The 23,813-nt window shown below is 55.3% G+C and carries 30 protein-coding genes and 1 tRNA gene; 10 read left to right on the top strand and 21 right to left on the bottom strand.

Going from position 1 to position 23,813, the window contains the following annotated elements:
• Positions 1-45 precede the first annotated feature (45 nt).
• Positions 46-1,119: a chorismate synthase gene (aroC, locus tag K0B01_03775; GenBank protein ID MBW6485254.1), complete on the top strand. Its 1,074-nt coding sequence runs from the start codon at positions 46-48 to the stop codon at positions 1,117-1,119.
• A complete protein-coding gene (locus K0B01_03770) occupies positions 1,112-1,867 on the top strand; it encodes a prephenate dehydrogenase/arogenate dehydrogenase family protein (protein MBW6485253.1) in 756 nt (251 codons plus the stop codon). Before aroC ends, K0B01_03770 begins: the two co-directional genes overlap by 8 nt.
• Positions 1,868-1,870: 3 nt before the next feature.
• Here K0B01_03770 and K0B01_03765 read toward each other — a convergent pair whose 3' ends face one another.
• From K0B01_03765 to K0B01_03730, 8 genes are all read right to left on the bottom strand, one after another.
• On the bottom strand, positions 1,871-2,146 hold the full coding sequence (locus tag K0B01_03765; protein ID MBW6485252.1) for a hypothetical protein: 276 nt from the start codon (positions 2,144-2,146) through the stop codon (positions 1,871-1,873).
• A 119-nt stretch (positions 2,147-2,265) separates the two neighbouring features.
• Positions 2,266-2,937 (bottom strand): cytochrome c biogenesis protein CcdA, encoded by a 672-nt coding sequence (locus K0B01_03760; protein ID MBW6485251.1) that lies wholly within the window; start codon positions 2,935-2,937, stop codon positions 2,266-2,268.
• Positions 2,938-2,975: 38 nt separating this feature from the next.
• A complete protein-coding gene (locus K0B01_03755; protein ID MBW6485250.1) occupies positions 2,976-3,368 on the bottom strand; it encodes a thioredoxin family protein in 393 nt (130 codons plus the stop codon).
• A 72-nt stretch (positions 3,369-3,440) separates the two neighbouring features.
• Positions 3,441-3,791 (bottom strand): metalloregulator ArsR/SmtB family transcription factor, encoded by a 351-nt coding sequence (locus K0B01_03750; GenBank protein MBW6485249.1) that lies wholly within the window; start codon positions 3,789-3,791, stop codon positions 3,441-3,443.
• Positions 3,792-4,134: 343 nt separating this feature from the next.
• On the bottom strand, positions 4,135-5,211 hold the full coding sequence (locus K0B01_03745) for a DUF362 domain-containing protein (GenBank protein MBW6485248.1): 1,077 nt from the start codon (positions 5,209-5,211) through the stop codon (positions 4,135-4,137).
• A gap of 110 nt (positions 5,212-5,321) precedes the next feature.
• Positions 5,322-5,891 carry a flavodoxin family protein gene (locus tag K0B01_03740; GenBank protein MBW6485247.1) on the bottom strand — a complete coding sequence of 190 codons (570 nt, stop codon included), beginning with the start codon at positions 5,889-5,891 and terminating at the stop codon, positions 5,322-5,324.
• A gap of 89 nt (positions 5,892-5,980) precedes the next feature.
• Positions 5,981-6,385, bottom strand: coding sequence for a YbgC/FadM family acyl-CoA thioesterase (locus K0B01_03735; protein MBW6485246.1), 405 nt, complete (start codon positions 6,383-6,385; stop codon positions 5,981-5,983).
• A 130-nt stretch (positions 6,386-6,515) separates the two neighbouring features.
• Positions 6,516-6,602 (bottom strand) — tRNA-Leu (locus tag K0B01_03730).
• Positions 6,603-6,853: 251 nt separating this feature from the next.
• On the opposite strand from K0B01_03730, the gene K0B01_03725 reads away from it, so the two are divergent.
• Positions 6,854-7,783, top strand: coding sequence for a bifunctional riboflavin kinase/FAD synthetase (locus tag K0B01_03725; GenBank protein MBW6485245.1), 930 nt, complete (start codon positions 6,854-6,856; stop codon positions 7,781-7,783).
• Here the strand turns inward: K0B01_03725 and pyrE are convergent.
• The 9 genes from pyrE to trpE form a co-directional block, all read right to left on the bottom strand.
• On the bottom strand, positions 7,780-8,379 hold the full coding sequence (pyrE, locus tag K0B01_03720; GenBank protein ID MBW6485244.1) for an orotate phosphoribosyltransferase: 600 nt from the start codon (positions 8,377-8,379) through the stop codon (positions 7,780-7,782). The genes K0B01_03725 and pyrE overlap by 4 nt on opposite strands.
• Before the next feature lie 58 nt (positions 8,380-8,437).
• Positions 8,438-9,415: a nitronate monooxygenase gene (locus K0B01_03715; GenBank protein MBW6485243.1), complete on the bottom strand. Its 978-nt coding sequence runs from the start codon at positions 9,413-9,415 to the stop codon at positions 8,438-8,440.
• A 94-nt stretch (positions 9,416-9,509) separates the two neighbouring features.
• Positions 9,510-10,373 (bottom strand): tryptophan synthase subunit alpha, encoded by an 864-nt coding sequence (trpA, locus tag K0B01_03710; GenBank protein MBW6485242.1) that lies wholly within the window; start codon positions 10,371-10,373, stop codon positions 9,510-9,512.
• The gene (gene trpB, locus K0B01_03705) at positions 10,373-11,569 is read right to left on the bottom strand and encodes a tryptophan synthase subunit beta (protein MBW6485241.1); all 1,197 of its coding nucleotides are present in this window, start codon (positions 11,567-11,569) and stop codon (positions 10,373-10,375) included. The genes trpA and trpB overlap by 1 nt, the downstream gene beginning before the upstream one ends.
• Before the next feature lie 92 nt (positions 11,570-11,661).
• Positions 11,662-12,357: a phosphoribosylanthranilate isomerase gene (locus K0B01_03700; GenBank protein ID MBW6485240.1), complete on the bottom strand. Its 696-nt coding sequence runs from the start codon at positions 12,355-12,357 to the stop codon at positions 11,662-11,664.
• Complete coding sequence (trpC, locus tag K0B01_03695) at positions 12,354-13,133, bottom strand: indole-3-glycerol phosphate synthase TrpC (GenBank protein ID MBW6485239.1); 780 nt, start codon at positions 13,131-13,133, stop codon at positions 12,354-12,356. Before trpC ends, K0B01_03700 begins: the two co-directional genes overlap by 4 nt.
• Positions 13,130-14,140, bottom strand: coding sequence for an anthranilate phosphoribosyltransferase (gene trpD / locus K0B01_03690; protein ID MBW6485238.1), 1,011 nt, complete (start codon positions 14,138-14,140; stop codon positions 13,130-13,132). Before trpD ends, trpC begins: the two co-directional genes overlap by 4 nt.
• A gap of 145 nt (positions 14,141-14,285) precedes the next feature.
• Positions 14,286-14,858, bottom strand: coding sequence for an aminodeoxychorismate/anthranilate synthase component II (locus K0B01_03685; protein MBW6485237.1), 573 nt, complete (start codon positions 14,856-14,858; stop codon positions 14,286-14,288).
• Between the two features lie 72 nt (positions 14,859-14,930).
• Complete coding sequence (gene trpE / locus K0B01_03680; GenBank protein MBW6485236.1) at positions 14,931-16,418, bottom strand: anthranilate synthase component I; 1,488 nt, start codon at positions 16,416-16,418, stop codon at positions 14,931-14,933.
• Between the two features lie 421 nt (positions 16,419-16,839).
• Between trpE and K0B01_03675 the strand changes: the two genes are divergently transcribed.
• From K0B01_03675 to K0B01_03645, 7 genes are all read left to right on the top strand, one after another.
• Positions 16,840-17,733: an NAD(P)-dependent oxidoreductase gene (locus K0B01_03675; protein MBW6485235.1), complete on the top strand. Its 894-nt coding sequence runs from the start codon at positions 16,840-16,842 to the stop codon at positions 17,731-17,733.
• A 313-nt stretch (positions 17,734-18,046) separates the two neighbouring features.
• A complete protein-coding gene (locus K0B01_03670; GenBank protein MBW6485234.1) occupies positions 18,047-18,397 on the top strand; it encodes a metalloregulator ArsR/SmtB family transcription factor in 351 nt (116 codons plus the stop codon).
• A gap of 162 nt (positions 18,398-18,559) precedes the next feature.
• The gene (locus tag K0B01_03665; GenBank protein ID MBW6485233.1) at positions 18,560-19,732 is read left to right on the top strand and encodes a permease; all 1,173 of its coding nucleotides are present in this window, start codon (positions 18,560-18,562) and stop codon (positions 19,730-19,732) included.
• A 113-nt stretch (positions 19,733-19,845) separates the two neighbouring features.
• Positions 19,846-20,043, top strand: coding sequence for a hypothetical protein (locus K0B01_03660; protein ID MBW6485232.1), 198 nt, complete (start codon positions 19,846-19,848; stop codon positions 20,041-20,043).
• A complete protein-coding gene (locus K0B01_03655; GenBank protein MBW6485231.1) occupies positions 20,040-20,222 on the top strand; it encodes a hypothetical protein in 183 nt (60 codons plus the stop codon). The genes K0B01_03660 and K0B01_03655 overlap by 4 nt, the downstream gene beginning before the upstream one ends.
• Before the next feature lie 117 nt (positions 20,223-20,339).
• A complete protein-coding gene (locus K0B01_03650) occupies positions 20,340-20,567 on the top strand; it encodes a 4Fe-4S binding protein (protein MBW6485230.1) in 228 nt (75 codons plus the stop codon).
• A gap of 41 nt (positions 20,568-20,608) precedes the next feature.
• Positions 20,609-21,538 (top strand): cation diffusion facilitator family transporter, encoded by a 930-nt coding sequence (locus tag K0B01_03645; GenBank protein ID MBW6485229.1) that lies wholly within the window; start codon positions 20,609-20,611, stop codon positions 21,536-21,538.
• Positions 21,539-21,667: 129 nt separating this feature from the next.
• Here the strand turns inward: K0B01_03645 and K0B01_03640 are convergent, their stop codons facing one another.
• The 4 genes from K0B01_03640 to K0B01_03625 form a co-directional block, all read right to left on the bottom strand.
• Positions 21,668-22,156: a hypothetical protein gene (locus K0B01_03640; protein ID MBW6485228.1), complete on the bottom strand. Its 489-nt coding sequence runs from the start codon at positions 22,154-22,156 to the stop codon at positions 21,668-21,670.
• Between the two features lie 108 nt (positions 22,157-22,264).
• Positions 22,265-22,561 (bottom strand): molybdopterin-dependent oxidoreductase, encoded by a 297-nt coding sequence (locus K0B01_03635; protein ID MBW6485227.1) that lies wholly within the window; start codon positions 22,559-22,561, stop codon positions 22,265-22,267.
• On the bottom strand, positions 22,548-23,018 hold the full coding sequence (locus K0B01_03630; GenBank protein MBW6485226.1) for a hypothetical protein: 471 nt from the start codon (positions 23,016-23,018) through the stop codon (positions 22,548-22,550). Before K0B01_03630 ends, K0B01_03635 begins: the two co-directional genes overlap by 14 nt.
• Positions 23,018-23,671 carry a hypothetical protein gene (locus K0B01_03625; GenBank protein MBW6485225.1) on the bottom strand — a complete coding sequence of 218 codons (654 nt, stop codon included), beginning with the start codon at positions 23,669-23,671 and terminating at the stop codon, positions 23,018-23,020. The genes K0B01_03630 and K0B01_03625 overlap by 1 nt, the downstream gene beginning before the upstream one ends.
• Between the last annotated feature and the right edge of the window lie 142 nt (positions 23,672-23,813).

The raw sequence follows: 23,813 nt of genomic DNA, 5'->3' as shown, positions 1-23,813 counted from the left end.
AAAGAAGGATAAAAGTAGTTTTTATGAAGAAAGGGTTTGGTGATCATGGCCGGCAACACATTTGGCACATTGTTCAGGGTAACAACATGGGGGGAATCGCACGGTCCGGCGATCGGGGCGGTGATCGACGGCTGTCCTCCCCGGATTCCGCTGACCGTTGCCGATATCCAGCAGGATTTGGAGCGACGCAAGCCCGGCGGGCTGCCCTCGACAAGTCCCAGACGCGAGGAAGACATTGTGCAGATTCTGTCGGGGGTTTTTGAAGGAAAGACAACGGGAACGCCTATTTCTCTTTTAATCAGCAATCGGGATGTCGATGAAGGCGCCTATGAAGGGTTGCGGAATCTTTTTCGGCCGGGTCACGGCGATTTCAGCTACCAGGCCAAGTACGGGATTCGCGATCACCGGGGCGGCGGGCGCGCTTCCGCCCGCGAGACTGCCGGCCGGGTTGCGGCGGGCGCCGTCGCGCGAAAAATAATCTCTGCGGCCGGAATGGAGGTGTTTGCCTTTACCCGGGAGTTGGGCGGAATATCCGCCGCCGGGCCCGTCCCTGCGGCGCGCCCCGCCGGGCCGCTTTACTGTCCCGATCCGAAAGCGGAAAAAAGGATGATCGCCCGCCTCGCGGAGGCGAGAAAGGCGGGGGATACCGTGGGCGGGATTGTTGAGGTTATCGTCCGCGGATGTCCCGCCGGCCTTGGGGCGCCGGTCTTTTCCAAGTTAGATGCCGATCTGGCCGGCGCCTTGATGGGGATAGGCTCGGTCAAGGGCGTGGAGATCGGGGCCGGCTTTGCGGCGGCAAGAATGACCGGTTCCACCTGCAATGACCAGATGGGAAAGGAGGGCTTCCGGACTAACAATGCCGGCGGCATCCTGGCGGGCATTGCCAATGGCAACGAAATAGTCATCCGCGCTGCCTGCAAACCGATTCCCTCGATCGCGCTTGCGCAGGATACCATAGACATTCACGGCAACCCCGTTACTGTCGAAATCGGAGGCAGACACGATGCGGCGGCTATTCCCCGGATCATTCCGGTTTGCGAGGCGATGGTCTGCCTGGCGCTTGCCGATCACCTGCTTCGGCAGCGGGCGATCCAAGGGGGCGGGGTGACTGATGAGTGACTTTGCGATCGGGATTATTGGAGGAACCGGAGGGATCGGTCAGTGGTTCGCCGATTTTCTTGTCCGGGAAGGATACGCCGTTCATGTAGCGGGGAGAAAAACGGGTTTGCCGGCAGCTGAACTCGCCGCCCTCTGCCGCATCGTTGTCGTGGCCGTCCCCATTGCCGCCACAATCGCTGTTATCAGGAAAATCGGGCCGCATCTTGCCGCTGACTCGCTCCTGATGGATCTTACCTCTCTGAAGGAAGAATCGGTAAGGGCAATGCTCGCCGCAACCAGCGCCGAAGTAATAGGTTGCCACCCCCTCTTTGGGCCAGACGTTTCCTCGCTGCATGGCAACAACATCATCCTCTGCCCCGGCCGGGGGGAGAGCTGGCTATCTTTTTTGAGTGGGCTTTTTGAGGCGCGCGGCACCCGGGTGACCATAACAAGCCCCGCGGAGCACGACCGAATGATGTCCCTTATCCAGGGGCTGACCCATTTCAATACGATCCTGATGGAGCTTGCCCTGCGGGATTCAGGCAGAAAGCAATCAGAACTGGGGGCATTTTCGACCCCGATATTCCGGGCAAAACAAGCGCTGGGCGCCAGGGTATTTGGGGCCAATGCTGACTTGTACGCGTCAATTCTTACAAAAAATCCCCATATCATGCAGGTTGTCGAATGTTACGAGAAAAACCTTTCCCTGGTAAAAGGACTGATCGCCGAGCGAAACACTGGGGCGCTGGCGGAACTGCTGCGAAAATAAGCATCATCCCATGTTGATGGTATGGAGTTTCAGAAGAAAATTTTTGAAGGCCTCTTTTGTTGTCTCTTTTACCGAAACCAGACGAACAAATACCGCATTGTTGTAAAATGAATAACCGTTCTCAATGGCCTCCGGATTCTCATCGTCGTCGATGAAACGCTCGATAAACGCCATTGCGAATTTTCTTGCCTCGGCCTGATTTTGTGCGGTTATTAAAAAATGATGATATTTTATTCCCTCATCTTCCGATTCGCTGATTTTTATCCAGTAGTCCTGCATTAGCCCTCTCCTTCATCACTCGCTGTAAGAAACGGGCGCATACTACACAGTTTTTAAAAAAATGCAAATAAAACTAAAATTCACCGTAATAAATTAAATACTTGCTTCATCGCGCAGAATCATCCAATTAGGAAGGGGCTCCCGATGAAGTAGATTCCCAAAAGGCCGATGACGACCCCGGCGCTCTTGCGAAACCAGTCTCCCGAGCCGATCCAGCTCTGGCTTTCGGTCAGGCGCCGCACCAGCGCCGTCGAGCTGCCGGCGACCACAATGGGAAGGCAGTGGCCCAAGGCGAAAAGCAGGATCAAAAAGATCCCCGTCAGCACCTGCTGCTGCACCGTGATGATAGCCAGGATCGGGGCGATGAAGCCGAAGGTGCAAGAGCCGGAAAGCACCCCGTAGGCAAGCCCCAGAAGAAAAGCGCCGCGCAGGCCCTTGACGTTCAGCCTTTGCAGCCGACTGCCGGAGAAGTTGCACTTCTCTACCCCGAGCATCCCCAGGGCGACCCAGATCAGAACGAGACCGACCACGATCTGCCAGTAGCTGCCCACATCCCCCAGCATCCGGCCCAGAAGCGCGCAGACAATGCCGATCAGGGCGATCGTGATGAAGAGCCCCGCGGTAAAAAGAATGGCGTAATGGGCGGCCTGCCGGGGTTTGAGGACCTGATCCTGCCCGGCCACGTAGGCCACGACCAGCGGAATGGAGGCGAGATGGCAGGGGCTGAAAAGAACGCTGACCATTCCCCAGAGAAGACAGCCCAGGGCCGCAAGGTAGGTCGCGCTGGTGATCCAGTCGTTGATAGTGAGAAAAAATGGCGTCAGCATGTTCATCCCTCCAATTTTATACCCATTTTTCTGAACTGGCGGACGATATCTTCCTCACTGAAAAATCCCTCATGCCGGAAAACCTCCCTGCCTTTTTTATCAAAAAAGATCTGCGTTGGTATGTACCGGATGCCAAAGCGCTTGGCCGGGGCCGGGTCCTTCCAGACGTCTATGAAAACAATGGCGGCTTTCCCTGCATAAGCCTTTTCCACCTTTACCATGATTGGCGCCATCAGCTTGCAGGGAACGCACTCGCCAGCGCCCAGATCGATCATTGTGACCATTCCCTTGACGGGAACCTGTTCCGCAGCGTAAACGAGATTTCCCGGCGCCAAAAAGAGCAGAAACGACAAACACAAAATAACCACAATAACTTTGGGACAATTTCTTTTCATGAAAATACTCCTGACCATATCCTCCTTCATGGTTCGCTGCCTTTCCTTAAAAAAATGCCAGGGATGAGCTTTTCATTCGCGGCCGCCGCAGAGATAATTACGACTGATCCCGGCGCTCCTTTCCGTAAGCTCCTGAATCTGCGGATTGTTATCCAGCCAATGGCGCAGGTTCCCCAGAAGGCTTGCCGCATACGGGCTCCGGGTGCCGTCGGCCAGGAAGTAGTTCACCCAGAGGCCGTCTTTCTTGCGGCCTACGAGGCCCGCCTTCTCCAAGACTTTGAGATGTTTGGAGACCGTGGGCTGGGCGATCTCGAGCGCCGCCTGAATTTCACAGACGCACATCTCCCGCTTCTGAAGCAGTTTCAGCAGCTTTACCCGATTAGGATCGGAAAGCGCTTTCATGACCTTGATAAACTCTTCCATAAAATTCTCCTGTCATATTACTTAAAATAAATATGTTTCCGATCACTTGCCGCCAGTGGTGGATCAGACAACCCCCATCTTTGCGAGCTGCTCCTTGATTTTCTCCTCGCTCATGAAACCCTGATTGCGGAAGATTTCCTTGCCGGCAGCGTCCCTATTTTTTTGTCGAGATAGGCTGTTATGATCAATTCCTCCGTGTCCTGCGCTGCACCCGGGGCGGACGCGTCATTTACCGCAGGCGCCCAGGAGTTACTCCCCGGGAACGACTGTATATTTCCTTGCGGCTATATATTCGTGAAGGTATCTTGTCAAGAAATTCTTTCCGGACGGAGCATATCCGGATTTACAGGGGCGGGCACAGCGACATGGCCTTTTCCGGACAAATCTCCTGACAACAAAAGCAGACGATGCATTTTTCGGCTGAAACTTCCGGAAAGTCTTTATTCATGGACAATGCGCCGACCGGACATTGCGCTGTGCAGGCGCCGCACGCTGTACACAGCGCCGGATCGGCCTGGGGGCGCAGCGTCGTCCGGCTGTGCAAGAAATCCTGGACGGTAACATTGCTGGCAATGGCGCTGCCGCTGAGCGGCGGCAACTTGAAGTCGGGTATGCGCTGCAACTTGCCGTCGATCTGAATTTGTTCGATGTCAAAATCTCCCAGACCGAGTTTTTTTGCCCACTGAAGAAAGGGGAGCTGCGCCGGCTCGCAACCCATCATATAGGCGACCACTGCATCCAGGGCGACCGCATTGTCGGAGGCCAGGATCAGACCGATGTCGCGCAGGTCGGGCGAAGCGGGGCCGTTGCCCTCCATGCCGACCACCGCATCCATGATGAACAAATCGGGCACGCGCAGCCGGAAAACTTCGACAACCAACTCCTGAAAACGCTTCGGGTTGCCGGAGGCCCTGTGCAACATGGCTTTTTGAGCGCCGGGCAGGAAGCCGTAGCTGTTTTTTATCGCGCCCGTCATCACCGTCAACCCATGGGTTTTGAATTTGGGCAGGCTGATGATCACGTCGGCATCGAGCACCGCCTGGGAGACGCTGACCTCGGGCATAAAGCTTTGGTTGAAAGCCACCTTGCGGGCGTCGTTGCCGATATTTTGATAGTATCCCTTGGCGGCAGCCATCAACCCGGTTTGCCTGAAACAGGCTTCGTTGGCGCCATATCCGAAAATACCGGGATTATCTCCGACCACAAGAGCGGCCGGCCCCATGCCTTCCACTTTTTCCACAACGGCCCTCAGTACGGCTGGATTGGTAACCACTCCCTCTTCCACCGCCGACCCCCTTAGCACGTTAGGCTTGATCAGTACCTTCTTGCCCTGCAGCGCCAGGGGAAAGAGCGAAAAAGCCCTGTCAACGGCAAGTTTAACCGTGTCGTAGGCCGAGGGATGGATCATGACTCTGGGCATAACGCCTCCTGTAACTGGCCGTGCTTTCAAAAATATTACACCTTCAAGCCGAAAATTTTTGCGGCGGCCGTCCTTTTTGGAGCTTCAATGTCGGGCATTGCCCTTAAAATTCATTCTGCGGCCAGTTTCTTCCCCAGAGCAAACGCCTCTTGCATCACTTTTTCGTTGGAGCGAATCTCTCCGGCATCCATGGCGCTGCCATAGACCATCCCGATAATCGGGGATTCCGTATAGCCATAGGCGTCCTGGAAAGCTCTCAAGGCATTGATGCAGCCGGATTTCACCGGATCTTCGTCGCCGTAAGTCATGGCGATGGCAATCCTTTTCCCCCGGAAGGGATCGCTGTTATAGGCAGGAAGTGCAAAACACCTGTCCATAAAGATTTTGGTCTGCGCCGACATTGTGAACCAGTAAACAGGGCTGGCGATGACCCAGGCGTCAGCTTCAATAAGCTTCAAATAGATATCCTGCATATCATCCTGAATGGCGCAGCCCTTGCTGCCTTTCTTCTGGCAACTCATGCAGGCTCTGCAGGGAGCGATGTTTTTCCCCTGCAGGTAAATGGTTTCTACTATCTTCGCCTTTCCTGCCTTTGCTCCCCTGATGATCTGATCCGCCAAAATGGCGCTGTTGCCTTTTTTCCGAGGACTTCCCAAAAGTACCAGAACTTTTTTGCTCATAATGGCGCCTCCCAAGTTTTTTTGTATTGTCACGGTTGGCTGATTGGTAAAACTTTTTCCCGGCAGATGCAAGATAAAGAATGGTTGATTTATGCCAATGGCACCTCGTCTGATTTTAATGCCCGCAGCAGCTCTTTGGGAAACCGGCGCGCCTTTTGCCCGGGTCCGAGGCAGGCCAGCGTTACTCTTGCATCTACGAGCGTTTTCCCGTCTGCAACACGCACCACCTTTTGCTTCAGGGTGCAGGTTGCGCCGGCGATTTCCTGCACAGCGGTTTCAATCCGGATGAGATCATCCAGTATGGCCGGCGCGAGATAGTCGATCTCCAACCGCATTACGACTATCAGATATCCCTGTTTTTGGAGTGCCAGAACGGAAAAACCTCGTTCCCGCAGGAATTCCGATCGCCCCTGCTCAAGATAACGCAGGTAATTGGCGTAATAAACCACTCCGCCGGCATCCGTGTCTTCATAGTAAATCCGTTGTTCCGTCATGGCCGTTCCGTCAATTATGGGCAGTAAATAACCTCAACCTTTTTGCGTTCTTACAATAAAGCACCCCAGACAAAAATGGGAGGTTAGACCCGATATCTAACCTCCCATTTCAACTAAAAAAATCTAAAAATGGTGCCGAAGCCGGGATTTGAACCCGGACAGGCGTACGCCCACTAGACCCTGAACCTAGCGCGTCTACCAATTCCGCCACTTCGGCATTGTTTCCGTGTACGAAACGATGCGCTTTTTACAATGACGCCTTGGCCGTTGTCAAGTTAAAAAGACGGCGCGCGTTGGATACTTCCCTTTTTAATGATCGGGCAAAGCGCCGGCTGTTCTTCCCGATGGCAAGAAAATACCGGCGCCCGTTTCGTTAGGAGCGGATATATATTAAATAAGGCGATTTTCCTTGAAATATCTGTGATTGGTGCTAATGTACGCAAACTTTGAGGGAGGCTCACTTTTTATATGGATATTATTCGCGGCAGTGAAAACATCCCCGCTGATTTGCAGGGGGTTTTTGCGACCATTGGCAATTTCGACGGGATTCATCTGGGGCACCGATACATTTTTCAAAGGATGGCGGAAGAGGCCGGCAGGGAAGGGTGCAAGACGGTCCTCATCAGTTTTGACCCTCATCCGAAGATGGTTCTCCACCCGGACAGACGTCCTTTCTATCTCATCTCCTCCGCCGAGGAAAAGATCAGTCTGCTCCGTGAGATCGGCATAGGAGCTTTCCTTATTATCCCGTTTTCGCTTGAATATTCTCAAACCACGGCGGGGGAGTTCGTGCGGGAGATCCTCTGGGAAAAATTGCGCATCAGAAAGATCATAATTGGCCACGACTACACCTTTGGTCATGCCAGGGAGGGGAATGAGGCTTTTCTGGCTGCGGAAGGCAGGAGACTGGGATTCGCGGTAGAGGCCATGAACGCGTTTTGTGCAGGCAGTGAAATTGTCAGCAGTACAAAAATCCGGGAGGCCATTCTCCAGGGCGATGTCCGTTTTGCCGCGGCGCTCCTCGGTCGCCCCTACAACATCTCCGGAAGGGTGGTTGCCGGCGACCAGCGCGGGGTTGAGCTGGGCTTCCCCACGGCAAACGTCGAAGCCAACAAGGAACTGCTTCCCCCCCACGGCGTTTACGCCGTTCGCTGCCTTTTAAAGGGTAAAAGCCATGACGGCGTTGTGAATGTCGGATTCAATCCGACCTTTGCCGGCGGCAAACTCTCCGTGGAAGTCCATATCTTCGATTTTAACCAGGACATCTACGGCGAAATTCTGGATGTTCTTTTTTTCGAGCGGCTGCGCGCCGAGATCCGATTCGAAAGCCCCGCAAAACTGATCGCGCAGATCAAGAGGGACGTAATCCAGGCGCGGGCTCTGCTGTCTACCCCCTAAACGGTTTTCAGGGAACCTATATTTCCGCCCTTGTACCGACTCATAATCTCCGTTCTCGTCAAAACGGCGTCCACCACTACCCCCTGGGCCTCGATGTTCTGACGACCGTTTTCCTCTTCCCGATCGATCAGGACGATAGCGTTTTTTATGACCAGCCCCGCCTCCCGCGCCTGTTTAATTGCCGTTATCGTCGAGCCGCCGGTTGTAATCACGTCGTCCAGCACCACAACCTTCTCGCCGACAGCGACGTTGCCCTCGATCGCGTTTTTAACGCCGTGATCCTTCACATCCTTGCGGACGATAAAGGATTTAATCGGCCTTCCCTTCTGAAAAGAGATAACGGCCAGGGCGTTGGCAAGCGGATCGGCGCCCAGGGTGAGGCCGCCCGCCGCGGTTACATCCACCGTAGTCAGCATGGAATAGAGAATCTCCCCGATCAGGTTCATCCCCTCCGGGTCAAGCGTCGTCGGTTTGCAGTTGAAGTAGTAGTTGCTCTTGTGCCCCGATGCAAGGGTAAAGGGCGGATTTTCGCTGTATTTGAACGTCCTTTCAAGAACAATCTCGATCAGTCGCTCCTTCATTTTCTGGATGTCCATTTTTTTCTCCGTTGTCACGTTCTTGAAGACCACTCCCACAATTGCCGCGAATGCCTTCTCAACAAACAAGTCCGGGCAGGCGCTTTTTGATAATGGCCTCGGCTTCGGCCATAATGCCGTCCAAAAGTTCCTTGCAGGAGGGGATGTCTTTTACCAGCCCCATGCTGAGGCCGATCGCGAAATTGCCCTTCTCGATGTCTCCCTCTGCGAGCATCTGTTTCCCCACCAACCCCGACACGTAGGGGATGAGATCCTCAATTTTCGTATCTCCGGGCCGGCCTTCGATCTCCAGCACCTTTCTGGACATCTCGTTGTTGAGCACCCGTTCGGTGTTTTTCAGCGTTCTCATGATCAGCTTTGTATCGAGTTCACTGTGGTCAACAATGGCCTGTTTGAGGTTGATATGCATCGGCGTTTCCTTGGTGGCCGCAAAGCGCGTCCCCATGTTCATGCCATCGGCGCCCAGCGCCAATGCCGCCACCAGACCCCTGCCATCGGCAAAACCGCCGGAGGCGATGAACGGGATTTTTATAGCGTCTCGTGTCAGCGGAATGAGTATCAAAGAGGTTACATCGTCCTCGCCCGGGTGACCGGCCGCCTCGAAGCCGTCGATACTGATCGCGTCGCAGCCGATTTTCTCCGCCTTGATCGCATGACGGACCGAGGTGCATTTGTGGATCACCTTGATCCCGGCGGCCTTGATCTGTTCCATATAGGGTTCAGGGTTTCTGCCGGCGGTCTCTAAGAATTTTATCCCCTCCTCGGCGCATACCTTGATATAGGCGGGGTAGTCCGGGGGGCGCAGGGTCGGCAGAAAGGTCAGGTTGACGCCGAAAGGCTTGTCGGTCAGGTTTTGGCACTTGCGGATTTCCGCGCGCAGGTCTTCAGGGTTCGCAAAAGTCAGGGCGGTCATGAAGCCGATGCCCCCGGCGTTGGCGACGCCCGCGGCAAGCTCCGCCCTTGATATCCACATCATTCCGCCCTGGACAATCGGGCGCTCAATGCCGAACATCTCGGTAATACGCGTCTTTAACATAAAAATACCTCCTTATGGATGCTGGCTTGTTATTTCTCCCTAAAATTATTACCCACTGTTCGAGGTCGTTTCTATTGTTTGCAGCGAGGAAAAGTCAAGATTTTTTCTTCCCGGAGCTTCTTTTCTCGCCCTTTACCGGAGATTCGGCCTGATTCAGCGGTGCGAAGTCGAGCGCCTGACGAATTCCTGCCGCGAAGGAAGCGATGTCCGCAAGCAGCTCGTTGCTCTTGCCATTTGCGCCGATCAGCTTTACCAAGGCGCTGCCGACCACCACGCCGTCGGCCAAAGCCGCGATGCCGGCCGCCTGCTCGGGCGTTGAGATCCCGAAGCCAACGACGGTTGGGAGCGAGGTAATTGTCCGCAGGTTTTTCATGTCCTTGCGTATATCTTCAAGCACCGGCTTGGCCGTTCCGGTGACGCCGGTTGCGGAAATGTAGTACAGAAATCCCGACGCCCGGCCAACCATTTTTCGGACTCGCGCCAGTCCGGTCGTCGGGGCGATGAGGGTGATGAATGAAAGCCCGACCGGGTCCGTGTAGCGCCGCAGTTCATCGGCTTCCTCGGGGGGAAGATCGACAACGAGAATTCCGTCCACCCCGGAAGCCCCTGCTGCGGCGGCGAAGGCAGCGTTTCCATAGTGCAGAACAGGATTGTAATAACCGAAAAGAACGATCGGCAGCCGACTCTTTTTACGGACGGCGGCAATCATTTTAAAGATGTCATCCAGCCTTATCCCCTTTTTCAGCGCCCGTTCAGAGGCCGCCTGGATTACCGGGCCGTCCGCGGCGGGATCGGAAAAGGGCATGCCGATTTCGATGATATCCACCCCGGCCTGCTCCAATGCAGGAATCAGCATCCCGGTTGTCCGCAAATCGGGATCGCCCGCGGTAATGTAAGCAATGAAGGCCTTTTTCCCCTCTTTTTTTAGGGCGACAAATTTTTCTTCAATTCTTCCCATTACTTTTTTCCCTCCTTGCTTTCGGAGATCGTCTGCGCATCCTTGTCTCCGCGGCCAGAGAGATTGACGATGATTATTTTCTCCCTGGCCATGCCGGGGGCGATTTTGATTGCATGGGCGAGGGCGTGCGAGCTCTCCAGCGCGGGGATGATCCCCTCCAACTGCGACAGCAGCATGAAGGCAGCCACGGCCTCTTCGTCGGTGACGGTCAGATAGTTTACCCGGCCCTTATCGGCAAGCCAGGCATGCTCCGGCCCGACCCCGGGATAGTCAAGCCCGGCGGCGATCGAATAGGCGTCAAGAACCTGACCGGAGTCGCTCTGGAGAAGGTAGGTTTTGTTGCCATGCAGAACCCCGATTTGCCCGGCGGTAATGCTCGCGGCATGAAACCCCGTTGTCAGACCCTTTCCTCCCGCTTCCACGCCGGTCATCGCGACCGCGCCATCGCCGAGAAACGGATAAAAAAGCCCCAGGGCGTTGCTGCCCCCTCCGATGCAGGCGACAAGCAGATCGGGCAACCGACCCTCCTTTTGCAGGATCTGTTTTTTCGCCTCCCTGCCGATGACGCTCTGAAAATCGCGCACCATTGCCGGGTAGGGATGCGGTCCGGCCGTTGTGCCGATCACATAGAACGTGTCGCGCACCGAGGCGACCCAGGCGCGCATGGCCTCGTTCATCGCGTCCTTGAGGGTTGCGGTTCCGGCTGAAACCGGTACGACTTCGGCCCCAAGGATTTTCATCCGGAAGACGTTGTGCGCCTGCCTGCGGATGTCCTCCGTCCCCATGAAAATCCGGCATTCCATGCCCAGCAGGGCGGCGGCGGTCGCGGTTGCAACGCCGTGCTGACCTGCCCCGGTTTCCGCGATCACCTTTTTCTTGCCCATCCGCCGGGCCAAAAGCGTCTGTCCCAGCGTGTTGTTTATCTTGTGCGAGCCGGTGTGGTTCATGTCCTCCCGCTTCAGGTAGATCTTTGCCCCGCCGAGGGCCTCGGAGAAGCGCCGTGCCTCGTAGAGCGGCGTCTTGCGTCCCGCGTACTCATGAAGATAAAAGCTGAACTCCTTTTGGAAGCTCTTGTCCTGTCTGGCCGCCTTGTAGGCAATATCCAGCTCCAGCAGGGCGGGCATCAGCGTTTCGGCCGCGTAGCGCCCCCCGAAAATTCCGAAATGGCCGTTTTTATCCGGCAGTCTGGTTTGCATGATCGTTTAATTCCTTCCAATAAAAATTGTTTTTCCTCGCTCTTTGCGCGAAGAAGTTTCGTACCCTGCGGAAGTCCCAAACGGCGCTTCCGTCAGGAAATGGCAGGCGAAGTAAGGCCTCTGTGCGCGAAAATGCCGTTTGCAGCGGTAGAGCCGCCGCCTGATGAGGCCCGGTCATGATTTTTCACGACCGCGATGAGCTGCCTCATTCGTTCATGATCCTTTATCCCCGGCGCTTTCTCAATGCCGCTGTTGATATCGACGGCTGCCGGCTTCACCTTTGTCAGGGCGGCGGCGATATTTGTCTCGCTTAGTCCCCCGGCGAGGATCAGCGGATATTTCTCAGCGGCCCGGGCGGCAAGCTCCCAGTTGGCCTTCCTGCCGGTTCCGCCGTACCGGCCGTCATGGCGGGAGTCCGCGAGGAAGGCCCGGACATGGTAGCTGCCGAGGCAGGCAAGGTCATCATTACTGCTGAGAAAAACGGCCTTTACTAGCGACTTCGGCGGGAAACGGCGGCAGTATTCCGGGGACTCGTCTCCATGCAACTGGATTATGTCCAGCCCGCAGATGTCGGCTGTCTTTTTTACCTCGTCCCCACCGCTGTTGACGAAAACCCCGACCCTGGTTATGGCGGGCGGCAGCAGCTCTATTATTTCCTTTGCCTCTATCGGAGATATATATCGGGGACTTGTCGCTTGAAAGATAAACCCAAGTGCATTTGCCCCCAAAGCTGCTGCTGCGAGGGCGTCCTCGCTGTTGGTGATTCCGCAGATCTTGATTTCAGTCATGTTCCCCTCATTTTTGTCAAATTTCTCAGCTTCGCCCCAGGGTCCGGAGAGGAAAGGAGCGCCCCGCCGATCAGAAACGCGTTGAACCCGGCCGCGCGCAGCGCGGCGATGTCGGTTTCTGTTTCTATACCGCTTTCGCTGACTTTTGTCAGTCCGGGAGGGAGCAGCGGTCCCAGCTCCCGCGAAACGCAAAGGTCTGTTGCCAATGTATCCAAATTTCGATTGTTGACGCCGATAATGCGGGCGCCGGAGGCAAGCGCGGCCCAGAGTTCTTCCTGGCTGTGGACCTCCACCAGCGCTGCGAGGCCAAGTGATTCCGCTTGCTTGCGGTAGTCGCGGAGTTCCCTTTCGCCAAGGAGGGACGCGATCAGGAGGAGGGCGTCAGCCCCGATCGCCCTGGTTTCCGCGATCTGATAGGGATCGATAATGAACTCCTTCCGGAGGACTGGGAGCAAAACGGCGTTTTTGACGGCAGCGATGTCATTGTCGCTTCCCCCAAAAAAGGTCTCGTCCGTCAAAACCGAGATAGCCGCCGCCCCGTTTTTCTCATAGAGAAGGGCGATTTTTGCCGGATCAAACTCCTTGCGGAGCAGGCCATGAGAGGGAGAGCGCCGCTTGAGCTCGGCGATGATCGCGATTTCCCGCTTCAGCGCCGTGGAAAAATCTCTTGTCGGAGGCAGCCGGGCAATCTTCTCTGCCAATGCCCTGAAGGGTGTTTTCTTCTGGCGCGTGGCGACTTCGTTCCGCTTTTTCGCAACAATTTCGGCCAGGATCAATTGTTGCTCCTCTCTTTCAGCTCGTGCAGCTTCTCCAGGGCGGCGCCGCTGTTGATGCACTCTTGCGCCGCCGCAATCCCCCCGGCGATGGTGTTTGCCTTGCCCCCGGCGACGATGGCGAGCGCCGCATTTAGAACGACAATCTGCCGGGACGCCCCGGAGGCTCTTCCAGTGAGGATATCCAGCGTGATCCCGGCGTTTTTTTCGGCATCCCCGCCGGCAAGATCTTTATCCGGATAAATCTCCCCCAGTAAATCCAGCGGATCGATATTGTAAGTGGAAATAAGCCCTTCGTTCAATTCCGAGACCCTCGTCTCCCCGGTGACGGTCGCCTCGTCAAGGCCGCCGCCGTGCACGATAAACGCCCGTTTTGTCCCGAGATTTTTCAATACCCCGGCAAACATCTCCGTAAGCTTCGGATCATACACGCCGATGAGCTGCGCCGTCGCCCCGGCGGGGTTGGTCAGCGGTCCCAGCATATTGAAAATGGTGCGGATGCCGATTTCCCGGCGGGGGCCGAGCGCGTATTTCATCGCGCCGTGGAGTTGCGGGGCGAAGAGAAAGGCGAGCCCGATCTGCTGGAGGCACTCCTCCATGATTTCCGGCCCGACGTTGATGTTGACGCCCAGTGCTTCGAGGACATCGGCGCTGCCGCAGCGGCTCGAGACGGCCCGGTTGCCGTGCTTGGCGACGGTCAACCCTGCTGCTGCGACAACGAAGGCCGTTGTCGTCGAGATATTGAAGGTATTCATACCGTCGCCGCCGGTGCCGCAGGTATCGACGACCACTGACGAACGGGCATCGATCCTCGTCGCCATTCGCCGCATGGTCCGGGCGGCCCCGGTCAGTTCCTCGACAGTTTCGCCCTTGATCCGAAGCGCCGTCATGAAGGCGGCGATCTGGGCGGGAGTGGCCGCCCCTTCCATAATCTCCCCCATGGCCGAGAGCATCTCCTCTTCCCGCAGATTTTCGCCGACAACCAGTTTCGCTATTGTTTCCTTGATCATATCTCTCTCCCCCATTTTCATCTGAAAATATAACTCAACTTGTTGAAAATATTGCATCCAACTTCCCTCCCCTTCAAGGGGAGGGAAAGGGTGGGGATGGGTTCGCCCCTCAATTTTCATTCCCCTTTGCGATGGCAGGCCGTCGTTAATGTTTCACCATTGTCAGGAAATTGCGGATGAGCCTTTTGCCGGACGGCGTCAGAATCGATTCGGGATGAAACTGGATTCCCTCAATCGGCAGCGACCGGTGCCGCAACCCCATGATTTCCCCTTCGGCGGTTTCCGCGCTGATTTCGAGGCAGTCGGGCAGCGAGTTCCGCTCGACAATCAGCGAATGATAGCGGCCGGCGGTAAACGGGTTGGCAAGGCCGGCAAAGATCGTCCTGCCGTCATTGGCGATCGGCGAGGTTTTTCCATGCATGACTCGCTTGGCCCGGATGACGCGCCCCCCGAAGGCCTGGCCGATTGCCTGATGTCCAAGGCAGACTCCGAGGATCGGCAGCTCCTGGTGAAAACGGCGGATCACCGCGACGCTGATTCCCGCCTGGTCGGGCGTGCAGGGGCCCGGCGAGACGACGATCGCCTCCGGCTGCAGCGCCTCGATTTGCGCAAGCGTGATCGCATCATTGCGCTGCACCTCCACCTCGCCGCCCAGTTGGCTTATGTACTGCACCAGATTGTAGGTGAACGAGTCATAATTATCGATCATCAAAATCATTTTTCCCCTCCTTTGCTTATGCCTTGGCATCCGTCCGCCGGTTTGCCGCAACTGTCTGCGTATGTCGGTACGCTACAGCTCCAGGCCGTTTTCCGCAAGGCGCACCGCCTGGAAAACCCCCTCCGCCTTGCCCAGCGTTTCCTGATATTCGCTTTCCGGATCGGAATCGGCGACGATTCCCGCCCCAACCTGGATAAAGACCTCGCCCTTGCGAAGCAGCAGCGTGCGAATCGTGATGCAGAAATCTGCGTTTCCTCCATAGCTGAAATAACCCACCGCCCCGCCATAAGCCCCGCGCGGGGATGGTTCCAGCTCCGCAATGATCTCCATCGCCCGTACCTTCGGGGCGCCGCTCAGTGTCCCGGCGGGAAAGGTCGCCCGCAGCAGATCATAGGCGTTCTTCCCCTCCTGCATTTGCGCCTGCAAGAGCGAAACAAGGTGCATGACGTGGGAATAGCGCTCCACCGCCATCAGCCGATTGACCTGAACGCTGCCGGTGCAAGCAACGCGTCCCAGGTCGTTGCGCCCCAGGTCCACCAGCATGACATGCTCGGCCCGTTCCTTCGGATCCTGCAGTAGTTCGTCGGCAAGCTCCCGGTCTTCCTGCTCGGTTTTCCCCCGGCGTCGGGTCCCCGCAATCGGCTTGAGCTCGGCTATGCCCTCCTCGAGCCGGACCATCACCTCCGGGGAGGAACCAATGAGATGCGTGTCGTCTATCTTCAGAAAGAAAAGGTAGGGGGAGGGGTTTACAAAGCGCAGGGCCCGGTAGAGAGCAGCGGGGGACGCGGTTGTCGGTCGGTGGAATCGTTGCGCCAGGACAACCTGGATGACGTCTCCGGCCATGATGTACTCTCGCGCCTGGTCAACCATCGCCAGATACTCCTGTTTTTCTATCTCCGGGTGAAACGATTCCTCCGGTATGGGGGGTTGGGAACTGCTGATTACGGGAACGGCGGGAGAGCGCAGAATTTCCAGCAGCTCATCGATTTTCCGCACCGCGTCCGAGTATGCCGTTTGCAGGTTCGTGTCTTCGTCGATCGCAGCCGAGGAGACGATTTTTATCGTGTGCCGGACATTGTCGAAAATGACCATGGTATCGGTTATGAGAAAGACGGCATCGTCTTGATCGCTGCCGGGAATTCGGTGCTCGGGAAGCCGCTCAAAATAACGAACGGTGTCGTAACCGAAAAAACCGACGGCGCCGCCGTAAAAACGGGGCAGTTCCCCCAAGGACACCGGGCGCCGGCGCCCCAGCAGCTCCTCCAGAACTCCGAGCGGGTCTCCCTTATGAGGAATTCGCCGGGATTCTCCATTTTCCTCAATAATCACATGATCTTTACGAATCCTCACGGTGATCTTCGGATCAGTTCCGAGAAAGCTGTAACGCCCCCATTTTTCACCTCCTTCCACGCTTTCCAGCAGAAACACCCGGGGCCGATCAGCCAGTTTGAGCAGCAGCGTCACGGGTGTTTCCGCATCTGCGAGCAGTTCGCGGAAAACGGGGATCAGGTTTCCCTCGTTCGCCAGTTTTTTGAAGGTTTCAAAATCCGGTACATGCATGATCAAATTCTCCATAAATTTTCAGGATTAAAAAAGGCCGCGAATCGTCACGGCCTTTTTTAATCCTGAAAACAAAAAAACCGTGGCTGCCTAAAGAGGCTGCCACGGCTGTATTTTTTTACATCAATGATGGTCAAGCGCGGTCGGCAAACCTCTCCCCTTCGTATTTGCTCCACCAGCGCCAGTTTTTGCAGGCATTATTCACGGTCATTTCATCCACACTTTTCATTAATCTTAAAAAACGACTTCCTTCCTACCAGAGTGAAAACGCCCTGTCAACAAAATTTTTTAATGAAAACCGCTCACATTTTACGGAAAAAATGTTGACACACGGAAACGTTCTTCGTATCGTTGCCCCGTCTAAGCCTGGTTGGACAGGCGATAAAAACTGGCGTGGGAAATTACAGGAGGGAACGAAGAGATGGCCGAGACAAGAACAGACAGCTTTGACTCAAAAACAATTGCCTTTATCGGGTTGGGGAACATGGGAGCGCCGATGGCGGAGCGTCTGCTCATGGCAGGCCACCGGTTACGCGTCTATGCGCGGCGGCAGGAAGCAGCGGCGCCGCTTGCCGCGCTGGGGGCAACAGTTGTCGCAAGCCCCGCTGTTGCCTCCCGGGGAGCCGATTTTGTCTGTGTCATGGTGACCAATACAAGTGACGTCGAAGCCGTCCTGCTCGGGCCGAACGGCGCCATCGAGGGCGCGATCCCCGGAGCGCTTTGCATCGTTTTCAGCACCATTTCCGCTGTCGCCGCGCGCAATATCGCCCTGTCGCTTGCGGAAAAGGGGATCGCTTTTATCGATGCCCCCGTTTCCGGCGGCGTCAGGGCGGCCCGCGAAGGATCGCTTGCCATTATGGTCGGAGGCGAGCCGGAAGCGCTGGAAAAAGCCAGGCCGCTTCTGGAGCTTCTGGGAAAGGCGATTACCCATGTCGGCCCGGCTGGCAGCGGCCAGCTTGCCAAGGCCTGCAATCAGATTGTCCAGGTTGTCAACATCCAGGGAATAGCCGAAGCGATGCATTTTGCCCGGGAAAAGGGGGGCGATTTGGAAAAAATTCTTGCCGCCATTGCCCCGGGTTTTGCCGGAAGCCGGATGCTGGACATGATGGGCCCCAAGATGGCGAAACGGGATTTTTCCGCCGGGATCGAGGCGCGCCTGCATGAGAAGGATTTCCGCATTGTCAAGGAAATAGCCGACGATGCCGGCATTGATCTGCCCGTGGTAACCCTGGTAGCCAGGCAACTAAGGGTTCTGATGGAAAAGGGCTGGGGATACGACGACACCTCCTCGCTGTTGCGGGTGCTGGAGGCGTAGCAGGGGAGAGACGTTTAATGTTTATAAAGTCAAGCTTGCTGTTCACAATGGATGGACCGTTTTAAAATTTTTTTCCGCCTGAATAGCCTGTTTTCCCAAAGCCCTGCCCAAATTCATATCCCTGAAAAGATTACATATTGGAAATATAGCCAAAGATGAATATAATGATTCATCTTTTTTTGTCTGAGGTTTCAGAAAGAAGAAAATAGGGATGACCGCTCGCCAATTACGGGGTTGTTAGAGGGGAAAAAAGTTGCTTGACAACGGCTTTGATGGCAACTATATTCCTCAACAGAAATATTGAGGGGATGTTATGGAAGAATTTATCATGGTCATGAAAGCGCTTTCCGATCCCAATCGGGTGAAGCTGCTGAAGCTGCTTCAGAAGCGCGAGATGTGCGTTTGCGAAATCCAGGCGGCCCTCGGCATTGCCCAGCCTACCGTTTCCAAGCATTTGAAGATACTGGAAGTTGCGGGGCTTGTAGTGAGGAAAAAGGAAGGTCTCTGGGCGAACTACTCGCTGAGCGACGGCAGCCGCAGCCCCTATGCGGCTTCGCTTTTGGGGAACCTTCGGCACTGGCTTGAGGACGACCCGAAGATCATGGAGCTCTTCGCCCGGAGTGAGGGTCTCTGCCGGTCAGAGCTGTGCCGTATCCGCGAGTGATTCGGAAAATTTCCCGTGGCCTAATGGCATTGCGGTTTCCCCGGGTTGTTTTAGGGCTCTGCTGCGGAATTTATCCCGGGATGGTATTTTAGGTGCGGGTGCGTCGTATAAGCAATATCAGGGTATGGTCCCTGAACCAAGGAGGAAGGGAAAAAGGTTGTTATGAAAGAACGAACAAAACTATTGATCATCGTGGCCGGTTTTCTGGCGGCCTATTTCATTCCTTGGAATCATGAGGTAATACGCAGGTCGGGTCTGGAGGCCTTCATGATGCTCCAGGATTACGCCCGGCAGCATGTCCTGACCTGCCTTATCCCCGCTTTTTTTATCGCCGGGGCGATCGCGGTCTTCATTTCCCAGGCCTCGGTGCTAAAGTACTTAGGCGCCCAGGCCAGCAAGTTTCTCTCCTATTCGGTCGCCTCGGTTTCGGGGGCGGTTCTGGCCGTCTGCTCCTGCACGGTGCTGCCGCTTTTCGCGGGAATCTATATGCGAGGGGCGGGAATCGGCCCCGCTACGGCCTTTCTTTATTCGGGACCGGCAATCAACGTCCTGGCGATTGTCCTGACGTCGAAGGTGCTGGGCTGGCAGTTGGGCCTGGCCCGGGCGGTTGGCGCGGTTGTTTTTTCCGTCGTGACCGGTCTTTTGATGGCGTTCATTTTCCGCAAGGATGACGCTAACCGGATGGCCGGGCAGATCTACCTTCCGGACGAGGACAAAAAAACTCGCAAGCTCTGGCAGGATGCCCTCTATTTGCTGACGATGGTGCTGATCCTCATCTTTGCTTCCTTCGCAAGGCCTTCGGCCGGTGATGCGGCTGTCTGGAAGATTCTCTTCGCCGCCAAGTGGTATGTTACAGCGGCGCTGCTGATCGTTCTGGCCATAATCCTGAAGGCATGGTTCTTCAAGGGCGAACTGACCTCCTGGGTCGAGTCAAGCTGGGGCTTCATGAAGCAGATACTGCCGCTCCTCCTGGGCGGGGTTCTTGTGGCGGGTTTTCTCCTGGGCCGTCCCGGCTACCAGGCCCTGATTCCGGAGTCGGTCATTGCCGGCCTGGTGGGCGGCAACTCCCTCTGGGCGAATCTCTTCGCCGCGCTTTCGGGGGCGCTCATGTATTTTGCGACGCTGACGGAGGTGCCGATCCTCCAGGGGCTGCTCGGCGCCGGGATGGGAAAGGGACCCGCTTTGGCTCTGCTGCTGGCAGGCCCGGCCTTGTCGCTGCCGGCAATGCTGACGCTGACGGGGATTATGGGCTGGAAAAAGACCCTTACCTACTGCGCCATCGTTGTGGTAATGTCCACTGCAGCAGGGATGATTTATGGCAATTTCATCGCATAAAAGAGCGACAAAAAATGGTGAAAAACAGAATGGCAAGAGGGCGCTTAACGTTCACCCTGAAGAATCAGGGATGAGCTTCCTCCTGCGGAAGGCAAACCGAGGAAGTGCTTCTGTTGAGAATAAAGCCCTCTGACGTCGGGGGTTTTTCCACAAAAAAGGCCGGGGCACCGCTGGGCGGGATCGCAATCGGGCTATGGGGGTGGCAGTCGGTCTTTTACCTGACCTTCCTGGTTTTTATCGCCGGGTTTATCGTCTCCTACATCTCCATCCCCCGCGACAGCAAAGCACGCGAGGTTGGCTTTCCTTTGTGACGATGTTCACCCCGACAGTCTTGATTCTTTTTTATTATCAGAAGGTTCTGGTGATTTCTCCCCAAACGGCCGGTCTGTACATGATGGCGTTTTCGGTGGCGTTTCCGGTGGTATCGCCCTTTAGCGGCGCCCTGTCCGATAAGATCGGTTCGGCGGTTCGCAACAAACGTTTGAAATAGGCAGGGCGAGAACGGAGGAGTTAAGTTTCCCCCGAATTCGCCAACCGCAGCGAAGAGGATTGCCAAGGTCTTGGAACGTAAAATGCGGGAGTTTTCTGAAAAAGGACAGGGGAGTCCATGGTGACAAACCCGAAAGATATGTTGAAACCCCATCTCGACAAGCGGAAATGTCCCGCCCTCAAGGAGATGTGCAAGGCTATTGAGGTCTGTCTCTACGGGGCGATTGCACACGTCGAGGACGAGGCGGAGCCGCTTGGAGGCCGGATAGTTTTCGACCATGACAAGTGCAATGGCTGCGGCTTCTGTATGACGGCTTGCTGCGGCCATGCCATTGAAATGCGCTGATGCGCTTTTTTAAAGTATGAGAAAAAAGGAGATAAACTAACATGGGACACGACCACGAACACGAACATGACCACGACCACGGCCACAGCCATCAAACGCCGGCCTCGCTGAAAAACCTGATCTTCGCCATCCTGATCAACGGCGGGATCGTTGCCTTCGAGATGGTCTTCGGCCTGCTGATCCAGAGCATGGCCCTGATCTCGGACGCCGTCCACAACCTGAGCGATATCGCCCACATGCTCTTCAGTTATTGGGCGGAGAAGGTGGCCCGTCGTCCCCCCAACGAAAGAAAAACCTACGGCTACCGGAAGATCGAGTTTATCGCCGCCTTCGTCAACAGCATCGGTCTGTCCGTTGTGATCGCCTTCGTCTTCTGGGAAACCATCAAGCGGTTCACGACGCCCGCGGAGGTTCAAGGTCAGGTGATGCTCTGGGTCGCCGTTGTGGCCTTTGTCGGGAACGGAGCGGCGACGCTGCTGCTGCAGAAGATGTCGTCGCGGAACATCAATATGAAAAGCGCCTGGCTCCATTCTCTACAGGATGCCCTGTTTTCCCTTGCGGTGATCGTGGGCGCGCTCTTGATCATGGCCTTTGGCTGGCGTTTTGTCGATCCGCTCCTCTCGCTGACGATCTGTATCTTTATTGCCCGCGAAATCTACAAGATAGTCTGCCAGGCGGTCAACTCCCTGATGGACTCCGTGCCACAGGGCATTGATTTCCTTGAAGTAAAAAATGACCTGCTGGCTATCCCCGCTGTGGTGGAGGTGAACGATCTCCATATCTGGGCGAGCGGTTCCGAGAAGAAGCTCCTGTCGGCCCATATCAAATCCGGCGACGCGGCTCCGGATCATGAAGCGATCATCCGTGCCGTCCAGGAGATGCTCGTTCATAAATATGGGATCAATCACGCCACGCTCCAGATTCTGCCCATCACGGCGGGGGAGATGGCGCATTGCGATCACTGCAATTGATGAAACCAGGTAAGCTGGGGGTGTGCATGGTCGCGACAGCCCGACGCGCAATGGATTGAATCGGTTGCGTGAGACAGAAGAAGGCGGGGAGAGCGAATTAACACTCTCCCCGCCTGCTTGCCAAGTTAATTATGCTTTTACCAGATTTACCCTTGTTTCATAGAATGATGCGCTTCCGCCGATCGGGTCCGTCATGCAGGAGTTTTTCAATACAGGGTCAATTTTCATGGCAGCATTCGGGCAAAGACCGCTGGTGCGCCGTTTGTCCCCCTTGATGGTCTTGCCATTAACTGACGCATCTGATGCTCCGTAGCCCCAGTGACCGAATGACCAGGAGACCGCAATTGAGCCTGGCGCCATCCCTTCAACAGCCTTGATCTTTCCGACCATGGCAACCGATTCGAATGAACAGTGGGTTTTTTCGCCATACACGGTTACAACTTCGGTAAGAGGTGTAATAGTCGGCCGACGGAATTTTGAGACGATGTTCGGAACATCGAGGATAGTAAATGCGGTTTTAACCTGGATCCCCTTGATCTCACCGCTATATTCAAGATCGCCAACAACGGCATTTTTGTCGTCGTCCGCTTTTACGGCAACAGGGGCGCCATTCTTCAAGACAACAAAGCTGTCCTTATCGCCCAGATCGACATCAGAAGCGCGCAGCAGTACGCCGGGAACGCCTTTTTCAACTTTTACCAGATGGGAACTGTTGGACCAGGTGGTTTACTTGACCGCTTTGGCTGCTGCTTTGTTTGCGGCGGCAAGGTATGTGGCGTCATAGCGCTTGTTGGCAATGATCCATTGAATCATGGCAAGGGCCAGCGCTGCGTCAGTAGTCGGTTTTACCGGCAGCCATTTCAATGCGCGTGAAGCTGATTTGCTCATGCGCGGGTCAACAACGGCAACCTTCAACTTGCCGGCAGATACGTTTTCTGTAACTTTGGGGCACATTGCGGGAGGACCGAAGTTCGCATCGACAAAGCCGGTGCCAAAATAAAGAATGAATTCAACAACTTTCATCTTGCCTGCGGCGACCTCTTTCGAGTCTTTCGCCGATTCCCTGGAAAAGCTGGCCGCCATTGACAATCTCATTTATTGCTTTGTCAAAAGAGACAATTTCCCATTTATTGGAACCGCGTGGTCCTTTACGCTTGAGTACCTTTACAACGCGATACGGATCATAGAGGCTCTGGATGCCAGCCTGACCTTTAGGGCAGAGACCGGCGTCAATTTTTGCCGCCTTGGAAAGATTGGTTTTGTAATTGATATTCGGAATGAGGTTTTCGCTGAAAGGGTTGCCATCGATTTTGACCGCGACGCCGTTGAGTATTTTGACTTTGATCGGGCAGGCGGTGTGGCATTGCAGACAGCAGGAATAGATAACGCTGCCTGCCTTGGCAAGTGGATAGTCGCCGGCAGGTATTGTTGCCGCGTTAGCGACATTCAGCAGTTTGAAGGCGCTTTCAATCTGATTCATCAATAGGGCAGAGCCACCAAGAAAGGCAGCCGACTTAAGGACGCCGCGACGAGATACCTCTGTCTTTGGCAGTTTTTCAAAATATTCTCCCAATTTACATGGTTTTTCAGTATCGTACATGTGGTTATCCCTCCTTTATTTATGGCATTCGATGCAACTGGCAGCGCTGGGGACAGCAATGTTTTTACGATCCTCATAGCCGATATAGTAAATTCTGGTTCCGGCTCCAAGGTCGGTGCGATAACGCCAGGTTTTTCTTTTTTGATCAATTCGGAAACCAGACTGTTGGGATCGTTAAGATCGCCAAAATACATGGCGCGCCCGATGCATGTGGATACGCAGGCAGGGATCATGCCGCTGTCAAGGCGGTGTGAGCAGAAGGTGCATTTGCGGATAGCGCCTTTTAGAGCTCCTTTACGGCGAGTCAGCTTTTTATCATTTTCATAGAAGTCGCGCTGTTCATATAATTCCTGAACCGGTGTGCCATCGGTGTAAAATCCGCCTTCATCTTCGACAATCGCGTAGTATGGGCACGCCTTTTTGGCTGCTTCGCCAGCCTTTGGACTTTTAGCCAATTTGGCGTAGTTGAATTCAACTATACCGTCTTTGCGCTTGACAATGGCGTCTTTGACAAGCTTGTTTGCTGCCTTCATGCAGGGTGCATTGTCACAGTATAGCACTCCCCAGAAACTGGACAGGGTCATGAGGCGCATGTTAGGTTGCCACAGACCGAAGTGAGTGGGAAAGTGTCGTGAACCCCGTTAGTTGTAAAAATGGGTTGCGGATCTTAAGGAA

This window comes from Syntrophobacterales bacterium (genome assembly GCA_019429105.1).
Classification (GTDB): Bacteria; Desulfobacterota; Syntrophia; order Syntrophales; family UBA5619; genus DYTH01.
Note: the sequence above shows the minus strand (reverse complement) of the source record. Positions and strands in the feature narration are given on the sequence as shown.